General features: G+C 55.1%; 16 protein-coding genes and 2 tRNA genes. 11 read left to right on the forward strand and 7 right to left on the reverse strand.

Annotated elements, in window-relative coordinates; genetic code table 11:
• The first annotated feature begins 2 nt into the window (after window positions 1–2).
• Genes B2T33_RS04660 through B2T33_RS04670 form a run of 3 tightly spaced genes read left to right on the forward strand, consistent with a single transcriptional unit; the run spans window position 3 to window position 4,975 of the window.
• Window positions 3–1,013, forward strand: coding sequence for an HlyD family secretion protein (locus tag B2T33_RS04660; protein WP_286791282.1), 1,011 nt, complete (start codon window positions 3–5; stop codon window positions 1,011–1,013).
• Window positions 1,014–1,024: 11 nt separating this feature from the next.
• A complete protein-coding gene (gene rbbA, locus B2T33_RS04665) occupies window positions 1,025–3,829 on the forward strand; it encodes a ribosome-associated ATPase/putative transporter RbbA (RefSeq protein ID WP_286791283.1) in 2,805 nt (934 codons plus the stop codon).
• A gap of 3 nt (window positions 3,830–3,832) precedes the next feature.
• Complete coding sequence (locus B2T33_RS04670) at window positions 3,833–4,975, forward strand: ABC transporter permease (protein ID WP_286791284.1); 1,143 nt, start codon at window positions 3,833–3,835, stop codon at window positions 4,973–4,975.
• A gap of 51 nt (window positions 4,976–5,026) precedes the next feature.
• Here B2T33_RS04670 and B2T33_RS04675 read toward each other — a convergent pair.
• Together B2T33_RS04675 and B2T33_RS04680 are read right to left on the reverse strand one after the other, a co-directional pair.
• A tRNA-Val gene (locus B2T33_RS04675) sits at window positions 5,027–5,103 on the reverse strand.
• A 16-nt stretch (window positions 5,104–5,119) separates the two neighbouring features.
• Window positions 5,120–5,196 (reverse strand) — tRNA-Val (locus tag B2T33_RS04680).
• Between the two features lie 235 nt (window positions 5,197–5,431).
• On the opposite strand from B2T33_RS04680, the gene B2T33_RS04685 reads away from it, so the two are divergent.
• Window positions 5,432–6,298 (forward strand): N-formylglutamate amidohydrolase, encoded by an 867-nt coding sequence (locus B2T33_RS04685; RefSeq protein WP_044828602.1) that lies wholly within the window; start codon window positions 5,432–5,434, stop codon window positions 6,296–6,298.
• Entirely contained in the window at window positions 6,298–6,897 is a 600-nt protein-coding gene (locus B2T33_RS04690) for a GNAT family N-acetyltransferase (RefSeq protein ID WP_286791285.1), read from the forward strand. Before B2T33_RS04685 ends, B2T33_RS04690 begins: the two co-directional genes overlap by 1 nt.
• Window positions 6,898–7,603: 706 nt before the next feature.
• Here B2T33_RS04690 and B2T33_RS04695 read toward each other — a convergent pair.
• The 3 genes from B2T33_RS04695 to dgcN all read right to left on the reverse strand — a co-directional run bounded on the left by B2T33_RS04695 (window position 7,604) and on the right by dgcN (window position 11,155).
• Window positions 7,604–8,803 (reverse strand): GGDEF domain-containing protein, encoded by a 1,200-nt coding sequence (locus B2T33_RS04695; RefSeq protein ID WP_286791286.1) that lies wholly within the window; start codon window positions 8,801–8,803, stop codon window positions 7,604–7,606.
• Window positions 8,804–9,168: 365 nt separating this feature from the next.
• Entirely contained in the window at window positions 9,169–10,149 is a 981-nt protein-coding gene (gene dgcA / locus B2T33_RS04700) for an N-acetyl-D-Glu racemase DgcA (protein WP_286791287.1), read from the reverse strand.
• 1 nt (window position 10,150) lies between these two features.
• A complete protein-coding gene (dgcN, locus tag B2T33_RS04705; protein WP_008891406.1) occupies window positions 10,151–11,155 on the reverse strand; it encodes an N-acetyltransferase DgcN in 1,005 nt (334 codons plus the stop codon).
• Between the two features lie 272 nt (window positions 11,156–11,427).
• Here dgcN and B2T33_RS04710 point away from each other — a divergent pair, with 272 nt between their 5' ends.
• From B2T33_RS04710 to B2T33_RS04730, 5 genes are all read left to right on the forward strand, one after another.
• Window positions 11,428–12,777, forward strand: coding sequence for a glutamine synthetase family protein (locus B2T33_RS04710; RefSeq protein ID WP_008891405.1), 1,350 nt, complete (start codon window positions 11,428–11,430; stop codon window positions 12,775–12,777).
• Between the two features lie 223 nt (window positions 12,778–13,000).
• Window positions 13,001–14,107 (forward strand): polyamine ABC transporter substrate-binding protein, encoded by a 1,107-nt coding sequence (locus B2T33_RS04715; RefSeq protein WP_286791288.1) that lies wholly within the window; start codon window positions 13,001–13,003, stop codon window positions 14,105–14,107.
• Between the two features lie 412 nt (window positions 14,108–14,519).
• Window positions 14,520–15,686 carry an ABC transporter ATP-binding protein gene (locus B2T33_RS04720; RefSeq protein WP_008891403.1) on the forward strand — a complete coding sequence of 389 codons (1,167 nt, stop codon included), beginning with the start codon at window positions 14,520–14,522 and terminating at the stop codon, window positions 15,684–15,686.
• Window positions 15,683–16,624: an ABC transporter permease subunit gene (locus B2T33_RS04725; protein WP_008891402.1), complete on the forward strand. Its 942-nt coding sequence runs from the start codon at window positions 15,683–15,685 to the stop codon at window positions 16,622–16,624. The genes B2T33_RS04720 and B2T33_RS04725 overlap by 4 nt, the downstream gene beginning before the upstream one ends.
• Window positions 16,621–17,460, forward strand: coding sequence for an ABC transporter permease subunit (locus B2T33_RS04730; protein ID WP_008891401.1), 840 nt, complete (start codon window positions 16,621–16,623; stop codon window positions 17,458–17,460). Before B2T33_RS04725 ends, B2T33_RS04730 begins: the two co-directional genes overlap by 4 nt.
• Window positions 17,461–17,563: 103 nt before the next feature.
• Here B2T33_RS04730 and B2T33_RS04735 read toward each other — a convergent pair whose 3' ends face one another.
• Entirely contained in the window at window positions 17,564–18,274 is a 711-nt protein-coding gene (locus B2T33_RS04735; protein WP_063087202.1) for a TetR family transcriptional regulator, read from the reverse strand.
• A gap of 338 nt (window positions 18,275–18,612) precedes the next feature.
• Complete coding sequence (locus B2T33_RS04740) at window positions 18,613–19,071, reverse strand: Lrp/AsnC family transcriptional regulator (RefSeq protein WP_008891399.1); 459 nt, start codon at window positions 19,069–19,071, stop codon at window positions 18,613–18,615.
• A gap of 213 nt (window positions 19,072–19,284) precedes the next feature.
• Between B2T33_RS04740 and ald the strand changes: the two genes are divergently transcribed.
• Window positions 19,285–20,400 (forward strand): alanine dehydrogenase, encoded by a 1,116-nt coding sequence (ald, locus tag B2T33_RS04745; RefSeq protein WP_197145202.1) that lies wholly within the window; start codon window positions 19,285–19,287, stop codon window positions 20,398–20,400.
• The last annotated feature ends 39 nt before the right edge of the window (window positions 20,401–20,439 follow it).

The raw sequence follows: 20,439 nt of genomic DNA on the forward strand, positions 1-20,439 counted from the left end.
GAATGAAAAGCTTGCGTGCCGTGTTGATCGTTCTTGTGGGGGTTGCCGCAGCCGCCGGGGGTGGATATGCCTATTGGCAGTCACAGCAATCAGACCTGCCTGACTATATCGCATCGGGCAATGGCCGGATTGAGGCCGAGGAAATCCGGGTGGCGACCAAATATGCCGGCCGGGTTGAGGAAGTTCTGGTCGAAGAAGGTGATCAGGTCACCGCAGGTCAGGTCATGGCGCGGATGGACACCGCCGAACTGGTTGCCAACCGTGCGCGTGCGCGCGCCGAACTTGCCAGTGCCGAGCAAGGCATTGCCGAGGCAGAGGCCCTGATTGTTCAGCGCGAAAGCGAGTTGTCTTTTGCCGAGCAACAGCTTTCGCGTGCCGAGGAACTGGTCAAGAACAACAACATTTCACGCGAACAACTTGATCAGAGACGTGCGGATCGCAATGTCGCAAAAGCAGCCCTTACCGCGGCCCAGGCGCGCCTTGTCAGTGCACGCATGAATGTCTCGGCGGCATCGGCCGCCCTTGAAGGCATTCAGGTGCAGATTGATGATTCGGTCCTTAAGGCCCCGCGCGATGGCCGCGTGCAATATCGCCTTGCCGAACCGGGCGAGGTTTTGGCCGGTGGCGGCCCGGTCATCACCCTGATTGATCTGACTGATGTCTATATGAATGTGTTCCTGCCGACCCGTCAGGCGGGATTGGCGTTTGTTGGCAATGAAGCGCGGATTGTTCTGGATGCCGCCCCCAGCTTTGTCATCCCGGCCAAGGTATCGTTTGTCGCCGATGATGCGCAATTCACCCCGCGTGAGGTCGAAACACGGGCGGAGCGCGACAAATTGATGTTTCGCGTCAAGGTGCGGATCGACCCGGAATTGCTGGCCGAGCACATCAAACGGGTGAAAACCGGCCTGCCCGGTGAGGCCTATATCATGCTGGCCGATCATACCGACTGGCCGGAGGCGTTCACCCCGAATGTGCCTGATGACGCCACCCTGCGTCAGAACACGCAATAGAGTGCGCCCAGATGGTGGACAGCACCGAAAACAGCAATAACACCGGCAGCACCGACACTTCCCGCGAAACGTCACAAGTCGCCGTGCGGCTTGAGGATGTCACGCTGCGATATGGCAAGGTGGCCGCCCTTGACGGCATCAGCCTTGAAATCCCGGTCGGACAGACCGTGGGTTTTATTGGCCCGGATGGTGTGGGGAAATCAAGTGCGCTGGCCCTGATATCAGGTGCGCGGAAGGTTCAGGACGGCACGGTCGAGACGCTTGGCGGATCGATGAAAGATGCCAAGCATCGCAATGCGATCCTGCCGCGTATTGCCTATATGCCCCAGGGGCTTGGCAAGAACCTTTATATGGACCTGACGGTGCGCGAGAACCTTGAATTCTTTGGCCGCCTGTTTGGTCAGGGAAAGCGCGAGCGTGATGAACGCATCGCCCGCCTTGTCGCCGCGACCGGGCTTGATCCGTTTACCGAGCGCCCGGCGGGCAAACTTTCGGGGGGCATGAAACAGAAACTCGGGCTTTGTTGTGCACTGATCCATGATCCCGATATTCTTATTCTGGATGAACCGACCACGGGTGTTGATCCCCTGTCGCGTCAGCAATTCTGGCAATTGATCGATGCCATCCGCCAAACCCAAAGCCAGATGACGGTTCTGGTCGCCACCGCCTATATGGATGAAGCGGCGCGCTTTGACCGGTTGATTGCGATGAATGATGGCAAGGTGCTGGCGACCGGCACGGCAGACGAGATTTTGGAGCGCACCGGGACCGATACGCTTGAGGCCGCGTTTATCGCGCTGTTGCCCGAGGAAGAACGCCAAGGTCATCATGAGCTGAACATTCCAGAACGCACCATTCATGGCGACACGCCAGCGATTGTTGCCGAACATCTGACCAAGAAGTTTGGTGATTTTACCGCCGTGGATGATGTCAGCTTCCGGATTGAGAAAGGCGAGATTTTCGGATTTCTCGGCTCCAACGGGTGTGGCAAGACCACGACCATGAAGATGCTGACCGGGCTTTTGAATGCGTCCGAAGGCATGGCGGAACTGTTTGGCAAACCGGTGGACGGGCAGGACATCGCGCTGCGCAACCGGGTTGGCTATATGAGCCAGGCCTTTTCGCTGTATTCCGAATTGACCGTGATGCAGAACCTTGAGCTGCATGCGCATCTGTTTCACATCCCCAAAGACAAGATCAAACCACGGATCAAGGAGCTTTCCGAGCGGTTCGGCCTTGGCCCCTATCATGATGATCTGAGCGAACGCTTGCCGCTTGGTGTGCGCCAGCGATTGTCGTTGGCCGTCGCCATCATTCACAATCCGGAAATCCTGATTTTGGACGAGCCGACCTCAGGTGTTGATCCGGTGGCACGTGACGGATTCTGGGAGCTGCTGGTCGAGCTTTCGCGTGATCAGGGCGTAACCATTTTCATTTCCACCCACTTCATGAACGAGGCGGAGCGCTGTGACCGCATATCGCTGATGCATGCCGGCAAGGTTTTGATCAGTGATACGCCAGATGCGATCACCAAGGGACGTGGCTGCGAGACGTTGGAAGAAGCGTTTATCAGTCATTTGGAAGAGGCCGACGGCGAGGACGGGCAATCCGCACCCGCCCCTGCCCCGGAAGATGCACTGTCTGCTTCGAATGGTGATCAGGCCAATTGGAAACCGGCGCATGCGTCGCTGTTCAGCTTCCGGCGTTTGTGGGCCTATTCACTGCGTGAAACCATGGAACTGGTGCGCGATCCGATCCGCTTGATGTTTGCCTTGATTGGCACGGCGATCCTGATGCCGGTGTTTGGTTGGGGCATTACCTTTGATGTCGAAAACCTGACCTATGCGGTTCTGGACCGCGATCAGAGTGCGGAAAGCCGGACCTATACCGAAAACCTGTCGGGATCGCGTTATTTCGAGGCACAAGAACCACTGACCAGTATTGATGATCTTGAGGCAAGGCTACTTGCGGGCGAGATCACGCTGGCGATTGAAATTCCGCCGGGCTTTGGCCGCGATGTCGGGCGCGGTAGCAGCCCGGAGATCGGCGCATTTATTGATGGCTCCATGCCATTTCGCGCCGAGACCATCCATGGCTATGTCGAAGGCATTCATCAGCGGTATTTAAGCGAGCATCTTAAACGTGATGTCGGAAGTTCTGATACCGGCCAACCGCTCAGGATTGAAACGCGTTTTCGCTATAATCAGGATTTCAAAAGCATCTATGCCATGGTGCCCTCGGTCATCGCGCTGTTGCTGGTGTTTATCCCCGCCGTCCTGATGGCGGTGGGCGTGGTGCGCGAAAAGGAACTGGGATCGATCACCAACCTTTATGTGACACCGGTGTCCAAGCTTGAATTTTTGTGGGGCAAACAATTGCCCTATGTCGCGCTTGGCCTGATCAACTTTTTCCTGATGAGCGCGATGGCGCTGTTCTGGTTTGAGGTGCCGTTACGTGGCAATGGCCTGACCCTTTTGATCGGGGCGATCCTGTTTGTTACCGCGACCACGGGCTTGGGGCTTTTGATTTCGTCCTTTACCAGTACCCAGATCGCAGCCCTGTTCGGAACGGCGATTGCGACCATGGTGCCATCGGTGATGTTTTCCGGGATGATGCAGCCGGTTTCCTCTCTTGAAGGGGTTTCAGCCCTGATGTCGAAGGCCATTCCGACATCGCATTTCATGTCGATCAGTGTCGGCACCTTCACCAAGGCGCTTGGCTTTGCGGAGCTTTATCCCGAACTGATCAGCCTTTTGATCTTCTTCCCGGCATTGACCCTGCTTTCGATGCTGCTTTTAAAAAAGCAGGAGGCGTAAACCATGCTTGGCAGACGGGTCAGTAATATCTATCGCCTTGGCATCAAGGAGCTTTTCAGCCTCCGGCGCGACATGGTTCTGATTGCGCTTATTGTCTGGGCGTTTTCCTTTGCGATTTATAACTCGGCCACCGGATTTTCGCATGACTTGCGGCGTGGCTCGATCGCGATTGCCGATCAGGATGGCTCGGCGCTTTCGCTTCGGATTTCGGACGCGTTTCTGGAGCCCTATTTTCAACAGCCCGTCCGCATTAACGAGCGCGATATTGATGCGGCGATGAATAGTGGCGCGTTTACCTTTGTGCTGGTGATCCCGCCGCGTTTCGAGGCCGATGTGGTGTCCGGGCGCGATCCGGAGCTACAGCTTAATATCGATGCCACTGCGATGATGCAGGCCGGGATCGGTCAGGGCTATGTCAGCAATATCATCGCCCAGGAAGTCTCGACCTGGCTTGGCGGCAAGTCGGCCTGGGCCGGGCAGAACCGCAGTGATGCCGCGTCGATTGTGACCCGCTATGCCTATAACCAGAATGTCAAAAGCGAATGGTTTACCAGCACGATGGAGATCATCAATGCGATCACCATGCTGTCGATTATTCTATCGGGGGCAGCCCTTATCCGCGAACGCGAACATGGCACGATCGAGCATCTTCTGGTGATGCCAGTAGATCCCTATGAGATCATGCTGGCAAAGGTCTGGGCCAATGGGCTTGTGATTTTGATCGCCTGCATGCTGTCGCTGATTTTCGTGGTCGAGCTGGTGCTGGGCGTGCCGATTGCCGGGTCGAAACTTTTGTTCATGGGCGGTGTGGTGATCTATCTGTTCTTTGCCACGGCCCTTGGCATTTTCCTTGCCACCATGACGCGCTCCATGCCGCAATTTGGCCTGCTGTTTATTCTGGTGGTGTTGCCCCTGCGATTGCTTTCGGGGGGCAGCACGCCGCTTGAAAGCATGCCGGAGACTTTGCAGAACATCATGCAGTTCTCCCCCGCGACCCATTTCGTCAAATACGCGCAGGCCATCCTGTTCAGGGGCGCTGGCATTGAGGTGGTTTGGCCGGAATTCCTGCTGGTGTTTGCGATTGGGGTGGGTTTCTTTGCCTTTAGTGCGCTTCGGTTCAGAAAGAGTATTGCTCAGATGCGATAGGGCCTGGTCCGGACACACAAAACCCCGCACGGGAACCCGGCGGGGTGGGAATGGTGGGCCTAACAAGACTCGAACTTGTGACCTCTCGCATGTCAAGCGAACGCTCTAACCAACTGAGCTATAGGCCCCTATGGGTTTGAAAGATGGTGGGCCTAACAAGACTCGAACTTGTGACCTCTCGCATGTCAAGCGAACGCTCTAACCAACTGAGCTATAGGCCCGCAAATCCATCTTTCAGAAGACCAAGGCTTCGTAACCGAAAACCATGATCTGTGCCGTTTGCGTCGGCGAGGCGGTATTTATCCCAAGGCGGACCTTGGCGCAACCCCAGAAATGGTTTTTTGACAAAAAATGTTCATCAATTCCGTGGCAATTCCCATATGCTAGAAGATAGTATGAGAATGGGTCGCAGGACGACTGACGCCGTGTCATAAGGGATGGACATCACGAAAGACAATGAACCAGTTGCCTTCGGAACTTACCACAACCGGCCCCGCCACCGTTATCCTGCCACCACGGCAAACGCTGCCTGTGGTGTTTGCATCGCCGCATTCAGGCCGCCAGTACCCGCAGGATCTGATTGACCGGGCACGGATTGGTGCGTTTGAACTGCGCGCATCCGAAGACGCCTTTGTCGACCAGCTGTTCACTGCCGCCCCCAAGCTTGGCGCACCGTTGCTGTGCGCGACATTTCCGCGTGCCTATGTTGATGTGAACCGGGCCGCCATGGAACTTGATCCGCGGATGTTTGATGGCGATCTTCCTGATGACAACGAGATCAATTCGATGCGTGCGCTTTCGGGGTTGGGATCGATCCCGCGCGTGGTCAGCGGCGGGGTCGAGATTTACAAGACCCGCCTGCCCGCCGAAGAAGCGCTTTCGCGGATTGATACCTATTACCGGCCCTATCACAAGGCATTGCAAAAACTGATTGATCAGACGCGCGCCACGTTTGGCTATTGCATCCTGATTGATTGCCATTCGATGCCCGGGGATTCGTGCGACAGCATGAAAAACCGCGTTGATCTGGTGCTTGGCGATTGCTATGGAAGTTCCTGCCACCCGTCATTGACGCGGTTTGTGGAAGATTGTTTTCGCGATATGGGCTTTGCGCCCGCGCACAATGATCCATATGCCGGGGGTTATTGCACACGCCATTACGGTCGCCCGCAAGAACATGTGCACAGCCTTCAGATCGAGCTTTCTCGTGCGCTTTATATGGATGAAACGACAATCAGCCCGCATCGCGGCTTTGACGTTCTGCGTGACCAGATGACCGATCTGATATCGCGCTTCCATGATCTCGACGGGAACCCGTTCTAATGACTGACGCCACCACCGCCACCAGTAACGCCACCGATACCAGTGACGTTTTGAGCGATCTGGTCATTCGCGATGCCGAACCCGAAGATTTTGAACGCATCACCGAAATTTACGGCCATCACGTTCTGCATGGCCTGGCATCGTTTGAAGAACGCGCACCCGAAATCGCCGAACTGACATCGCGCTGGCAACATGTGCGCGAACGCGGCCTGCCCTATCTGGTGGCGGATGTGGATGGACGGGTGGAAGGCTTTGCCTATGCCGGGGCGTACCGGACCCGCCCGGCCTATCGTTTCACGGTCGAGGACACGATTTACATAGCACCCGAAGTCGTCGGCAAGGGGGCTGGCAGTGCGTTGCTTGCGGAACTGATCAAGCGCGTCACAGCCCTTGGCTATCGCCAGATGATTGCCGTGATCGGCGATAGCGCCAATGTGGCGTCTATCGGGCTGCATGCGCGGCTGGGGTTCCGGGTGGCGGGCACGCTTCAGTCGGCGGGCTTTAAAATGGGCCGCTGGGTCGATAGCGTAATCATGCAACGCGGTCTGGGTGACGGGGATGGCAATATCCCCGATGGCAATCCAACGCGCGAAAAATAGCCGAAAAAAGGTCCAAAGGGATTTTAAAGGGCGCTTCCTGATATTGCCGGGCAGCGCCCTTGGCGTATCTGCGCGCCGCCATGACCCCAAGTTGATTTGCACCGCACCATTTCAACAATTCCAAAACACATGAGATGTTCAGGCGCTGAGCAGATGCTTTAAATTGAGCTAAAGGGCTGAATTTAGGCAAAAAAGAAGGCCGCCTGTGACAGCGGCCCAAGTCTAGGGAGGAAACGTCCAAGAAACGAGCGACAAGTCGCTCGCCGGAATGCACTGCGTCCTACCGCAGCGCACAAATGAACATTACCCATTCACCGGACAGGACGCAACAGCTTTTTGACTATTTTTTTGTCAGAAATATTACTGCTTCTTTTTTGTGCATTATTTTGAGGCATTGCACCCCAAACGCCCGCAAATTTCACATCTCGCGGCTATTTTTTGATCACCGAAGAAAATGGAATTTTCGAAAAAGCTGAGAGAATCGACGCGAATCCGAACTGACCTGGCGCGAGCTCATGCCGATTCCACGCCTTTCCCTGGACCGATTCTGTCCTGCACAGGACAGACCTCAACAGTGATCGACACTGGCATGCGCCGCCATGATGTCCGTCAGACAGGGTTTTATGGATCAGGAGAGGTCGCGTCGCGAGCGGACGCATGCATTGGGCAGCAGAGCCCAGTCCAAGGCGAGCTCAAAAGCAGGCAGCTAGTTTACGCTGCGATCAACCGAGGGGGCATTGGTCGTCGACGGGGACGCAAGGGCGCTTACCGTATTGCGTCGCCCGGAATAGCCTTGTGCGACGAGGTCATCGCGGTCCTGGCGTTTTTTGGCCTCATACATGCGCTGATCAGCCAAGTCGATCAGGTTTTGCGGCAAGGCAATGGCATCTTCGATGCGTTCGGAAAGACCGACGCTGGCGCGCTGCACCTGCCCGTTTTCAAGTTTTGCAAGCCCCGGGGCCATGACACGTTCAAGCACCTCGACAGCGCGGGCACGGCCCAGTTCGGGCAACAGCACCAGGAATTCTTCCCCGCCCCAGCGCACAACCATGTCAGAACGGCGGAAACGATGGATCAGGTTATTCCCGACCTCGCCCAGAATGCGGTCGCCGTAATCATGGCCATAGCGATCATTGATCTGCTTGAAATCATCAAGGTCGATGAAGGCAACGGTATAGGGCACTTTCTTGCGCAGTGCGCCTTCGAAGCTGACCCGGATCATTTCCATGCCAAAGGCACGGGTATAACAGTTGGTCAGCGGATCAATGGCGATTTCATGGGCGGCGGTGACGGTGCGATAAAGCTGCACAAGGGCCGATACCAGCGCCAGCGGCAACAGGAATGCCAGCAGCATTTCAAACGGCACAAACCCGGTCGCGAGTCCGCTTTGCGCCCCAATAACGAGCAACACGGCAAATGGCACTGAAAGAACGGCGGCCTCGACCAGGGTGACGGGCATGATGGCAATCATCATCACCAGACCGATCAGAAGGAAGCTGTGCGAACTGTGCATGTAATCGGTTGCAAGCGGGTCATTGCCAGCAAAGACACATAGCAAACTTGCCGCGACAATCAGCATCAGCATCGGCAGGTACGGAAAACGTCGGCGCAAGCGTGCACTGACCGCGCGATTGGTGAGAACCACAAGCGCAACCCCCGCCACCAGAAGCCGCAGGATAAAGGTCTGCGATGACCACATTTCAGCGGCAAAGGCCCCGTCCCAGAGCGGAACGGCAAGCGTCAGGACAAGAACGAAAAGGGCTGCGAAACGGGCGGTAAGCTGGATCGATTCCTTGCGGCGCAGATGCAGGAGCTCTGCATGCCGTGGCGTGTAGAGAAAATCCCGATAGCAGCATCGAAACGTCTTTTTTGACGGACTGCTATTTTCCTGAGGGCCTGAATCCACGCGAACCGCTCCAACCAGATTTAAGCGGGCCACACAGGCCCTTTATATAGATGTCTCATCGTTCCTTTATTTGGTCCAAGACACAACTATACATTAGGGTGGCGTCATGCAGCAGATGGGCCGAAATGGAGCTTTAAAACGGTCAAGACCGACCGCAAGATATTGATTCGTAAACAAAAAGTTAACCCATAACCCACCATATCTGGCTGTAAAAAAAATTTCCCTTGGCTTTTCTACCTTGGGTCGAAAATTCGGGTGCCGGTTTTTTACATAGGAAATAAAAACGGCGCACCGGTTTGCCGATGCGCCGTCTTATATCGCCCGGATTACAGGGCGATTATGCCGTTGTATAGCGTTTAGCCAAATCAACCCCAGAGTTCGCGATCGGGCAGCCCCATCACACCGTTTTTAAACGTCAGAGCGTGATCGCGATCCTTGGCCATCCAGATCGGGCCATCCAGATCAACAATACGCGACATCGCACCGGTGATCATGGCGGGCGCCATGGCAAGCGATGTTCCGACCATGCAGCCGGTCATCAGCTGCATGCCGGCCTTGGATGCGGCCTCGGCCAGCTCAAGCGCGCCGGTGAGACCGCCGGTCTTGTCGAGCTTGATGTTGATCATGTCATAGAGATTGGCCAGACGCGGAATATCGGCCATCGTATGAACAGACTCGTCGGCACAAAGAAGCACCGGACAATCGATATCGATCAGACCATCATCCTGCCCGGCAGGCAGTGGCTGTTCGATCATCTCGACCCCCAGACCATCAAGTTCGGCACCGATATCTTCGAGCAGATCAAGCGACCAGGCTTCGTTGGCATCAACAATGATGCGGGCCTTGGGCGAACCTTCACGCACAGCACGGACCGACTCAAGGACGTTTTCGCCATTGAGCTTGACCTTCAGCAACGGGGCATGGGCGATCTTGCGGGCGGCTTCGCGCATGTTGTCCGGGGTATCGATCGACAGCGTTTCGGCTGTGATCAATCCTTCGGGCGCCTTGTGCCCAATCAATTCCCAAACACGACGTCCCATACGCTTGGCTTCCAGGTCCCAATAGGCGCAGTCGACTGCATTACGCGCAGCACCGGCCTTCATGGCGTCCTGGAGTTCCTTGCGGGTCATGCCACGGTCAAGGGCGTCTGCCTGTGCTTCGATGTCGGCAATGACACCTTCGACCGTTTCATTATACCGGGCATAGGGAACGCATTCCCCCTGCCCGGTATGGGTGCCGTCGCTGACCGTCACCTTGACCACATGTGCCTCGGTCCGGGCCCCGCGCGAGATCTTGAAGACCTGTGCGAGGGGGAAGACTTCGGAAATCACAGTGAGTTTTGGCAACTTAGATCTCCTGCAGCTTGTCGACCAGCGACGCAACGCCGGTACGGACCGGGTCAACAGCCGGAAGGCCGAATTCAGCTTCGATGTCAGCCAGAAGTTTCTTGGCTGCTGCGTCGTCAAGCGCCTTGGTGTTGATGGCAAAACCGACAACCTTGCAATCCGGGTTGGTCAGTTTGGCGTGCAACAGGTTGACGTCAAGGCAGGTTTTCAGATCCGGGAGCTTATATCCCGGAAGACCACGCATGTGCGCACGGGTCGGCTCGTGGCAGACGACAAGGGCATCCGGCTGTGAACCGTGGATCAGGCCCATGGAAACACCGGCGAACGATGCGTGGAACAGGCTGCCCTGCCCTTCCATGACGTCCCAGTGATCCGGGTCATTGGCCGGTGCAATGGTTTCAACAGCGCCCGAGATAAAGTCGGAAATCACCGCATCAACCGAAATGCCTTCACCGGCGATGAAGATACCGGTCTGGCCGGTTGCACGGAAATCGGACTTGATGCCGCGTTTTTTGAATTCTGCGTCGATTGCAAGGGCGGTGTACATCTTACCGACCGAACAGTCGGTACCGACAGCCAGAACGCGCTTGCCGGAACGCTTTTCACCGTTGCCGACCGGAACTTTGCCATCGAAGTGGCGAACGTCAAACAGGCTAACACCCTTGGCCTTGGCCGCATCAACCAATTCCGGAATCGACGAAAGACGGGTGTGCAGACCGTTGGCGATGTCCATGCCGGCATCGATTGCCGCCAGCAGGGTTTCCATCCATGCCGGACCAATGATCCCGCCACGGTTGGCAACGCCCAGCACCAGGGTTTTAACGCCGGCTGCCTTTGCTTCGGCGATCGACATTTCCGGCAGACCAAGGTCCGCCTGACAGCCCGGCAGGCTCATCTGACCGACGCACCATTCCGGGCGCCACTGCTTGATGCCGATTGCGGTTTTTGCAGCCAGTTCGTCCGGCGCGTCACCAAGAAACATAAGATACGGATGTGCGATTTTCATAATACCTCCTTGACCAGCATCCAAACGCTGCTCTTAAATATTGTGGCGCGACTATAGCGCAATCTGGTAGGATCGTTCCAGAGATATGAAACGATATCTTCGACGATCCAACCGAAAATTCGTCTATAATTCTAATAAACACGACAATAACGAAATTAAATACAATAGTCTTCGAAGACAAACATCCTTTCTTGTGAATTTGTTCGGGAATGGCCCGAAAAACGCAAGAAAATGCAATTTTGAAGGACTGGCGTGAAAGCGCCCGACTACACATGAGCACCGATCTCAAGACGTGGCTATCCGAGCGAAAAATCGAAGAAGTCGAATGCATTGTTCCGGACATGTCCGGCGTTGCGCGGGGCAAGGTTCTTCCGACACAGAAGTTTCTTAAGGGGCTGGAGGCCAAAAGCCTTGCCATCCCCGAAGCAATTTTCTGCCTGACGGTAACCGGCGGCTATCCGGAGGAAACCGATGCCTTCCTTGACCCGGCCGAAAAGGACGTGGCGATGGTTCCCGACCCGGAAACCGTTCGCGTTGTGCCGTGGTACGAGGAGCCAACGGCCCAGATCATCTGCGACTGTTTCCATTTTTCCGGCGAAGAAGTTTCGACGTCGCCGCGCGGCGTACTTAAACGTGTTCTCAAGGCATTTGAAGAACGCGGCATGCGCCCGATCATCGCGCCAGAACTTGAATTTTATCTGGTGGCAAAGAACACCGATCCGGACAACCCGCTGGAGCCGCCGATTGGTCGTTCCGGTCGCCCGGAACGCGCATCAAATGCGTTTGGGATTGATGCCATCAACGAGTTCGATCCGCTGATTGAAGACCTGTATGACTATTGCGAGGCCATGAATATCGACGCCGATACCATGAGCCACGAGTCGGGTCCGGCCCAGCTTGAAATGAACTTTAACCATGGTGATCCGCTTGAACTGGCCGATCAGGCCTTTTTGTTCAAACGTACGCTGCGTGAAACGGCACTGAAACACGGCGTCTATGGCACGTTCATGGCCAAGCCGATGGGCAACCTGCCGGGAAGCTCGATGCATATTCACCAGAGTCTTCTTGATATCAACACCGGCAAGAACCTGTTTGCCGATGATGACGGGGAAAACTCGAAACTGTTCCTGAACTATATTGGTGGCTTGCAGCGTTACCTGCCTGCAGCCATGCCGCTTCTGGCACCGAACATGAACAGTTATCGCCGTTTGCAGCCCTGGTCGGATGCCCCGATCAACATGCACTGGTCACTTGATAACCGTACGGTCGGCCTGCGCCAGCCGAATGGCCCGCCCGCGGCACGCCGTATTGAAAACCGTCTTCCGGGGGCAGATGCCAACCCGTATCTGGCGGTTGCGGCGTCGCTTGCCTGTGGCCTGCTTGGCATTATCGAGGAAGTCGATGCGACGGCCCCGATCGAAGGTTCGGGCTATGACCGTGCGCATTCCCTGCCCCGTCACATCCACGAAGCGCTTGCGAAATTCCATCGTTGCAAGCCGCTTAAGGAATTGCTGGGTGAAGAGTTCGCTGCCGCCGTTATTGCGGTCAAGGAAGCGGAATGGGATGCCTATCAGACCGTGATCAGCGCCTGGGAGCGTGAGCACCTGTTGCTGAACGTTTAAAAGACGCCTGTCGAATTTTGCGCCGGGACTTGCTGCCCGGCGCAAGATTGTTGCATGTTAAATGCACAATTTTTTACATGATGCGAAATATGCACATTTTTCCATCTTGTATTTGACAATATCCTGAAGCATTCGAAGGATATTACGATAAGCCCCGGGTTCTGGGGGACCAACAACAGAACCGGTAAACTTTCAAACGCTGCCACATGGGAGGCTCAGCGAAATGAAATCTCTTCTTAAAACATCAAGCCTGGTTGTGCTTGCGGCTGCCGTATCTGGCTTTGCCACTGGTGCATCGGCACAGGAAGTTCTCAACGTTTATAACTGGTCGGATTATATCGGCGAGGAAACCGTTGCGAACTTCGAAAAGGAATACGGCGTCAAGGTCAACTATGACGTTTACGACAGCAACCAGTTGGTTGAAGCCAAGCTGCTGGCGGGTAATTCCGGCTATGACATCGTGGTGCCGACCCTTGCCGATGCCGAACGCCTGATCAAAGCCAAGCTGTTCCAGCCGATCGACAAATCCAAACTGTCGAACTATGGCAACCTGGATCCGGTGATCCTTGAGCAGCAGGCAAAATACGACCCGGACAACACCTTTGCCGTGCCGTATTTCTGGGGCACCAACGGCTTTGGCTATAACGTTGCCAAAGTTCAGGAAGTTCTGGGTGACGATGCCCCGCTTGATAGCTGGGCGATGATCTTTGATCCGAAATATGCCGAGAAGCTGTCGTCATGCGGCCTGTCGCTTCTGGATGATCCGGGCGAGATCGTACCGCTGGTGAACTTCTATCTTGGCAATGTGCCGGAAGGCGAACCGACCACGGAATCGATCGAAAGCGCCTTTGAGCAGCTTGAGAAAATCCGTCCGCATGTGACCTATTTCCATAGCTCCCAGTACATCAACGACCTTGCAAACGGTAACGTTTGTATTTCTGTTGGCTGGTCGGGCGATGTCGGCATGGCCGCCCTTCGTGCAGAAGAAGCTGGCAACGGCAACGAGATCAAGTATGTCATCCCCAAAGAAGGCACGCTGATCTGGTTTGATGCGATGATGATCCCGGAAGATGCACCAAACCCGGATCTGGCGCACAAGTTCATCGACTATGTGCTGCGTGCCGATGTCGAAGCTGAAATCGCGAACTATGTTGCCTATGCAACCCCGAACCTTGCCGCGATGGAACTGGTTGACCCGTCCCTTCTGGAAGATCAGGGCATCTATCCGCCGCAGGAAGTCAAAGAACGCCTGCGTTCGAAAGTCGAGCCGGGTTCACGCCTGCTGCGTACCCGTACCCGCCTGTGGACGAAGCTTAAAACCGGTCAGTAAGTGATCGAAAGCGATCCAGACGGATTGCGATCGCTGATCCTTGCGAAGGGCGCGACTTTGGTCGCGCCCTTTTGCTTTTCAGTCGTGCGAAACGATGCGGCCAGAGCGCCTGTGACTCGTGATCACGGCGCTTTATTGGTTGCAGTCAGCCTGTTTCTGACAACCGGACCCTTTCTCAGAAATGCACATTTTCTGAACACCACATGCCGATTCCCTGCCAATTTAGGTATCAAATGGCGATTGTTGTTCAAAATATCGCACACCCCTCTTTACAGATTGCAGAATTGCTTCATCCTGTTATCAGGAAGAACCGACCAATGGGCAGTGCAGCAACATGAAACGATTGCGCACCAGGTCATCAGGGACTGACGTCTGATTGAAGCGGTTCATCTTGACATTGAAACAGGGGAGAATGCTGGTGTCAGAGGCGGTTTTGGAGCGCGTGCACGAGGATGTGCACAAGACGCAACCTTGGAACAATCCGGACGCGGTTCCCTATATCCGCTTTGAGAATGTGACCAAGAAATTCGGCGACTTCTATGCCGTCGATGATGTTTCCCTGGATATCTATCGCCACGAGCTTTTCGCCCTTCTGGGCGGGTCCGGTTGCGGGAAAACAACGCTGTTGCGCATGCTGGCCGGGTTCGAGGAACCCACATCAGGCAAGATTTACATCGATGGTGTCGATATGGCCGGTGTTCCGGCCTATGAGCGCCCGACGAACATGATGTTTCAGTCCTATGCCCTGTTCCCGCATATGAGCGTGGAACAGAATGTCGCGTTCGGGCTGGTGCAGGATGGTGTTTCGCGTAGCGAGATTAAGGAACTGGTCGCCGAGATGCTGGGCCTTGTGCAAATGAGCAAATTTGCCAAACGCAAACCCCATCAACTTTCGGGTGGTCAGCGCCAGCGCGTTGCATTGGCACGGTCACTTATCAAACGGCCAAAGGTGCTGTTGCTCGACGAACCGCTGGGCGCGCTTGACAAGAAACTGCGCGAACAGACCCAGTTCGAGTTGGTCAACATTCAGGAAAAGGTCGGCACCACCTTTGTCATGGTGACCCATGACCAGGAAGAAGCCATGACCATGGCATCGCGCATTGCCGTGATGAATGAAGGGGTCATCAACCAGACAGGCACCCCGTTCGAACTTTATGAATATCCCAACAGCCGCTATACTGCGAACTTCCTCGGCCAGGTCAACCTGATCGAAGGTGTACTGGTCGATGACGATGAAAAATATGCCGTCATCAAATCGGATGAGGCCGGGTGCGAGATTTATATCGATCACGCCGTTCAGGGCCATGAAGGCATGACCTTCTGGGTGGCGTTGCGCCCCGAGCGGCTTCGCATCACCAAGGAAGCGCCCAAAGAAACCAAATACAATTGCGTATCGGGTAAGGTCGAAGAAATCGGCTATCTTGGCGGTATTTCGACCTATCACGTGCGCCTTGAAAGCGGCAAACGCATCAAGGTGACCGAGCCGAATTCCACCCGCCAGATCGAACCGCGCTATACGTGGGAAGATACTGTCTGGGTATCGTGGGAGGCCGGGGCTGCTTCGGTACTGAACAAATGAGCAGTGACAAGCAAGAGGGCAGCTTGACCCTCAAACAACGTTTTGATCGCTGGATGATCAAACATGGCCGGGTGCTGGTGGTTGGTATCCCTTATTTTTGGCTGTTTTTGTTCTTCCTTGTGCCATTCCTGATCGTTCTCAAGATCAGCTTTTCCGTCGCCGAATACGCACAGCCGCCCTATACGCCGCTGTTTGAATGGATCGACGAAGGCATCACGGTCACGCTCAATTTCGGGAACTACCTGTTCCTTCTATCTGACAGCCTGTATGTCACGGCATACCTCAATTCGATCCGGATTGCGGCGATATCAACCGTCATCACGCTTCTGATCGGTTATCCGATGGCCTATGGGATTGCGCGCGCGCAGGGATCGATGCGCAGTGTGTTGCTGATGCTGGTCATACTGCCGTTCTGGACCAGTTTCCTGATCCGTGTATATGCCTGGATCGGGATCCTTGACCGCGAAGGGTTGATCAACGCGTTCCTTATGTGGACGGGCATTATCTCCGAACCGCTGATCATGCGTCAGACGGAATTCGCGGTCTATGTCGGGATTGTCTATACCTACCTGCCCTTCATGATCCTGCCGCTCTATTCCACACTTGAAAAAATGGATGTCAGTCTGGTGGAAGCCGCCCTTGATCTGGGCTGCAAGCCCTGGCAGGCCTTTGCCAAGATTACGCTGCCGCTTTCCATGCCGGGGATTTTGGCAGGCTCACTTCTGGTGTTTATTCCGGCTGTGGGTGAATTCGTTATTCCGGAACTTCTGGGGGGCCCGAACACCTTGATGATCGGCCGAACCCTTTGGAACGAATTCTTTGCCAACCGTGACTGGCCGATTGCGTCAAGCGTTGCGATTGCGATGCTGCTGTTCCTTGTCGTGCCGATCATGTGGTTCCAGCATATCCAGACCAAGCAGGAGGAAGGCCAGCAATGAGCAGCAAACGTTCAACCTTCCTGATTTCGGCATTGGTGTTTGGCTTTGCCTTTCTGTATGTGCCGATCCTGCTTGTCATGATCTATTCCTTTAACGAAGGGAAGCTTGTGACCGTCTGGGCGGGCTTTTCGACCAAGTGGTATGTGTCGCTGTTTTCCAATGACGGCATGATTGATGCCGCCTGGAACAGCCTGCGTATCGGGGTGATGTCAGCGACCCTCGCCCTGGCACTCGGCACCCCGGCAGGACTTGTGATGTCACGCTTTGGCCGGTTCAAGGGACGCACGCTGTTTTCAGGCATGATTGCCGCCCCGCTGGTGATGCCAGAGGTTATTACCGGTCTGTCGCTTTTGCTGTTGTTTGTAACGCTTGAGCAAATGATTGGCTGGCCAGCCGGGCGTGGTCTTTCGACGATCACGATTGCACATACGACCTTCTGTGCGGCCTATGTCGCGGTTGTCGTGCAGTCGCGCCTGTCGGGGATGGATACCTCGGTCGAGGAAGCGGCAATGGATCTGGGTGCTAAGCCAGCCAAGATCTTCTTTGTCATCACGCTTCCGATGATCCTGCCAGCATTGCTGGCCGGGTGGCTGCTGTCCTTTACCCTGTCGCTGGATGATCTGGTGATTGCAAGCTTTGTTGCCGGTCCGGGATCGACCACGCTTCCGATGAAGGTGTTTTCATCGGTCCGTCTGGGGGTCTCGCCGGAAATCAACGCACTGGCAACCCTGATTATTCTGGCGGTGTCGGTGATGATCGTGATTGCCAGTCTGATGATCCTGCGGTCCGAGCGGATGCGCAGCCGCGCCTCTGCCGGGGCGGACGCGCAACACTAAGGCGCTACTTGGGCCGCCTGATACCTTTAGGCAGACAACAAAAAAAACAGCGCCGGAAAATCATCCGGCGCTGTTTTGTATTTGGGCTTGTCGAGCCGTCGGCTCAGCAGTTGCCTTCGGCAGCCTTGCGCATCATTTCACGGCATTTCATGCCGGGTGCCGAAACCTGCCAGTAAGAGACAACGGCCTCTTCGGCGGCTTCTTCGAAATCAATGATCAGGTTGTTGAGCGCGTTCTGTTCCATCAGCTTGATGACGCGGTCAGGCAACTGCGACATTTGCCACAGCCCCAGAACCAGCGCATAGGAAGAACGCATCAGCTTGCTGGCGGCATCAGGTGTGATTTCATAGAGCTCTGCCAGGGCATCGGCGGTACGCTTGACCATCGATGCCAGGAAGCGGCGCTGGTTGACGACCATTTCATCGTCGGAGCCAGATTCCAAAACACCTTGCGACAGTGATGCGAGATGCAGGAACTTGTCGTTCTTGACCAGATATTGCACGAACTGGCGGGCCACACGGGTCGAATCCCGTTCTTCGGGCCGACGCAGCGCTTCCTGATCAATCACATCAAGATTGTTTTCAAACCACTCTTTCTGGAAGTGACGCAACACTTCAAGAAACAATGCTTCCTTGCTTGAAAAATAAAGGTAAAGCGTGCCCTTGGCCAAGTTCGCCTTGCGTGCGACTTCCGCCGCCGACGGCAGGGTTCCATCACCTTCGAGATAGAGCTTGCGGGCAGCTTCGAGAATATCAGCACGGCGTTTTAGTTTCTGCTCATGGCTACGAGCGCGAACAAGATTGTCTTGTTCCATTTGATTAATTTCCCCCAACGTATTTTCCCCGGGCATATTATTGCATTTTAATTCACCTAAAAGTCAAACTGCAGGATTGGAATAACTGGACAAAATTCATGAAGCATTGAAAACGCATACATTTTTCTGACCAAATATAGACCAATTTAGATGAATTCCGGTCACATACAATCAATCACCATAACGCATTCTGAACAAAACCACAAATATCGTACAGTTTTTTGTTCGAGTCGCATTCCGCCCCACCAGCCGGGTTGATGACCAGGCGCCACCGGCCCGGCTTCACTTCATGACATTCCATATCGTGAAATAACCGGGATCCGACGTAAGATCACAGCTCAGACCGGCAGTTCGGTGGTGCGTTTGACTTCGCGGAGCGTGATGACGGTCTGCACACGTTCGACACCGGGAAGCTGGGTCAGGACTTCACTGTGGATGCGTTCATAGTCGGCGGTGTCGCTATAGACGACATGCACAAGATAGTCGCTTTGCCCGGCCAGCAAATAACATTCGACAACTTCGGGCACCTTTTGAATTTCGAGTTCGAAGGTTTCAAGGGCCTCGCGGGTTTGGCGGGTGATCGCGATATTGACAAAGGCATTGCCCGGCTTGCCGATCCGCGCGGGATTAAGAAGCATGGTGTAGTGATCAATGAAGCCTGCCTCTTCAAGAAGCCGCACACGGCGCAGGCAGGCAGAGGCCGACAGGTTCACCTTTTCAGCAAGTTCAGCATTGCTGATGCGACCGTCTTTCTGCAGCAAACGCAGAATCATCCGATCCCGTTCGTCCATCTCCATTCGCATAATCCTCCGACGTCATGGTGTTTCTGTTGAATTATATAGCAATGATATCATCAATAGCCCCTTGAAATGAAGATTAATTGCCCAATTTTTAGGGTATCATTCAAGAATAATAACAAAAGAGGCGGCATCGTATTCCAGCCGCCCGGGAAACTCCGGAAACGCCGGGGAGTTCCCCCGATTACCACGATTTTGTCGGGAGGAAACGACATGCTGATTGGTGTTCCAAAGGAAATCAAAAACCACGAATACCGTGTCGGACTGACGCCAAGTTCGGTCCGTGAACTGGTCGCGCATGGCCACAAGGTACAAGTCGAAACCATGGCCGGTGCTGGCATCGGCTTTACTGATAATGATTATGTCGCTGCCGGTGCGACGATTGCGGCCAGCGCATCCGATATCTTTGCCAGTGCCGAGATGATCATCAAGGTCAAGGAACCGCAGAAGGTCGAGTATGAGCAACTCCGCGAAGGCCAGTTGCTGTTTACCTATCTGCATCTCGCACCGGACCCCGATCAAACCGCCGGTCTGGTCAAATCCGGTGTCACCGCAATTGCCTATGAAACCGTCACCGACCGCGCAGGTGGCTTGCCATTGCTGGCACCGATGTCGGAAGTTGCCGGTCGCATGGCCCCGCAGGTCGGGGCGGCCGCCCTTCAGAAAGCCAATGGCGGACGGGGCATGTTACTTGGCGGTGTGCCGGGTGTGGCGCCGGCCAAGGTCGTTGTGATTGGTGGCGGTGTCGTTGGTACCAATGCCGCGCGCATTGCAGCGGGCATGGGCGCGGATGTGATCATCCTTGATAAGAACGTCAAACGCCTGACCTATCTTGATGATCTGTATGGCCCGCGCATCAAAACCCAATACGCCACCATTGATGATACCGAGGCGCTTGTGCTTGAGGCTGACATGGTCGTGGGTGCAGTGCTTGTCCCGGGTGCGGCGGCACCAAAACTGATCAAGAAAGAACAACTGTCACGCATGAAGCCGGGTTCGGTGATTGTTGATGTGGCGATTGATCAGGGCGGATGTTTTGAAACATCCAAGGCAACCACCCATGCCGATCCGACCTATATCGTCGATGATGTCGTGCATTATTGCGTGGCAAACATGCCCGGTGCGGTCGCCCGGACATCGACCTTTGCGTTGAACAACGCCACCCTGCCCTTTGCCCTGGCCCTGGCCGACAAGGGATGGAAGAGAGCCTGTCAGGACGATCCGCATCTGGCGGCCGGGCTTAACGTCCATGCGGGCAAGATCACCTATAAGGCCGTGGCAGATGCACTTGGCTATGAGTACCTGCCACTGGAAAGCGCATTGGCCTGAACCACCAAATCCGATCATGAAAAAAGGGCGCCAAACGGC

It is taken from the genome of Thalassospira sp. UBA4513 (assembly GCF_002388495.1).
In the GTDB taxonomy this organism is placed as follows: Bacteria; Pseudomonadota; Alphaproteobacteria; order Rhodospirillales; family Thalassospiraceae; genus Thalassospira; species Thalassospira tepidiphila.

What these genes read in the sequence shown, in the direction of transcription:
- B2T33_RS04660 (WP_286791282.1), top strand. Translation starts at nt 3, where the DNA reads ATGAAAAGCTTGCGTGCCGTGTTGATCGTTCTTGTGGGGGTTGCCGCA.
- rbbA (WP_286791283.1), top strand. Translation starts at nt 1,025, where the DNA reads ATGGTGGACAGCACCGAAAACAGCAATAACACCGGCAGCACCGACACT.
- B2T33_RS04670 (WP_286791284.1), top strand. Translation starts at nt 3,833, where the DNA reads ATGCTTGGCAGACGGGTCAGTAATATCTATCGCCTTGGCATCAAGGAG.
- B2T33_RS04685 (WP_044828602.1), top strand. Translation starts at nt 5,432, where the DNA reads ATGAACCAGTTGCCTTCGGAACTTACCACAACCGGCCCCGCCACCGTT.
- B2T33_RS04690 (WP_286791285.1), top strand. Translation starts at nt 6,298, where the DNA reads ATGACTGACGCCACCACCGCCACCAGTAACGCCACCGATACCAGTGAC.
- dgcN (WP_008891406.1), bottom strand. Translation starts at nt 11,155, where the DNA reads ATGAAAATCGCACATCCGTATCTTATGTTTCTTGGTGACGCGCCGGAC.
- B2T33_RS04710 (WP_008891405.1), top strand. Translation starts at nt 11,428, where the DNA reads ATGAGCACCGATCTCAAGACGTGGCTATCCGAGCGAAAAATCGAAGAA.
- B2T33_RS04715 (WP_286791288.1), top strand. Translation starts at nt 13,001, where the DNA reads ATGAAATCTCTTCTTAAAACATCAAGCCTGGTTGTGCTTGCGGCTGCC.
- B2T33_RS04720 (WP_008891403.1), top strand. Translation starts at nt 14,520, where the DNA reads ATGCTGGTGTCAGAGGCGGTTTTGGAGCGCGTGCACGAGGATGTGCAC.
- B2T33_RS04725 (WP_008891402.1), top strand. Translation starts at nt 15,683, where the DNA reads ATGAGCAGTGACAAGCAAGAGGGCAGCTTGACCCTCAAACAACGTTTT.
- B2T33_RS04730 (WP_008891401.1), top strand. Translation starts at nt 16,621, where the DNA reads ATGAGCAGCAAACGTTCAACCTTCCTGATTTCGGCATTGGTGTTTGGC.
- B2T33_RS04735 (WP_063087202.1), bottom strand. Translation starts at nt 18,274, where the DNA reads ATGGAACAAGACAATCTTGTTCGCGCTCGTAGCCATGAGCAGAAACTA.
- B2T33_RS04740 (WP_008891399.1), bottom strand. Translation starts at nt 19,071, where the DNA reads ATGGAGATGGACGAACGGGATCGGATGATTCTGCGTTTGCTGCAGAAA.
- ald (WP_197145202.1), top strand. Translation starts at nt 19,285, where the DNA reads ATGCTGATTGGTGTTCCAAAGGAAATCAAAAACCACGAATACCGTGTC.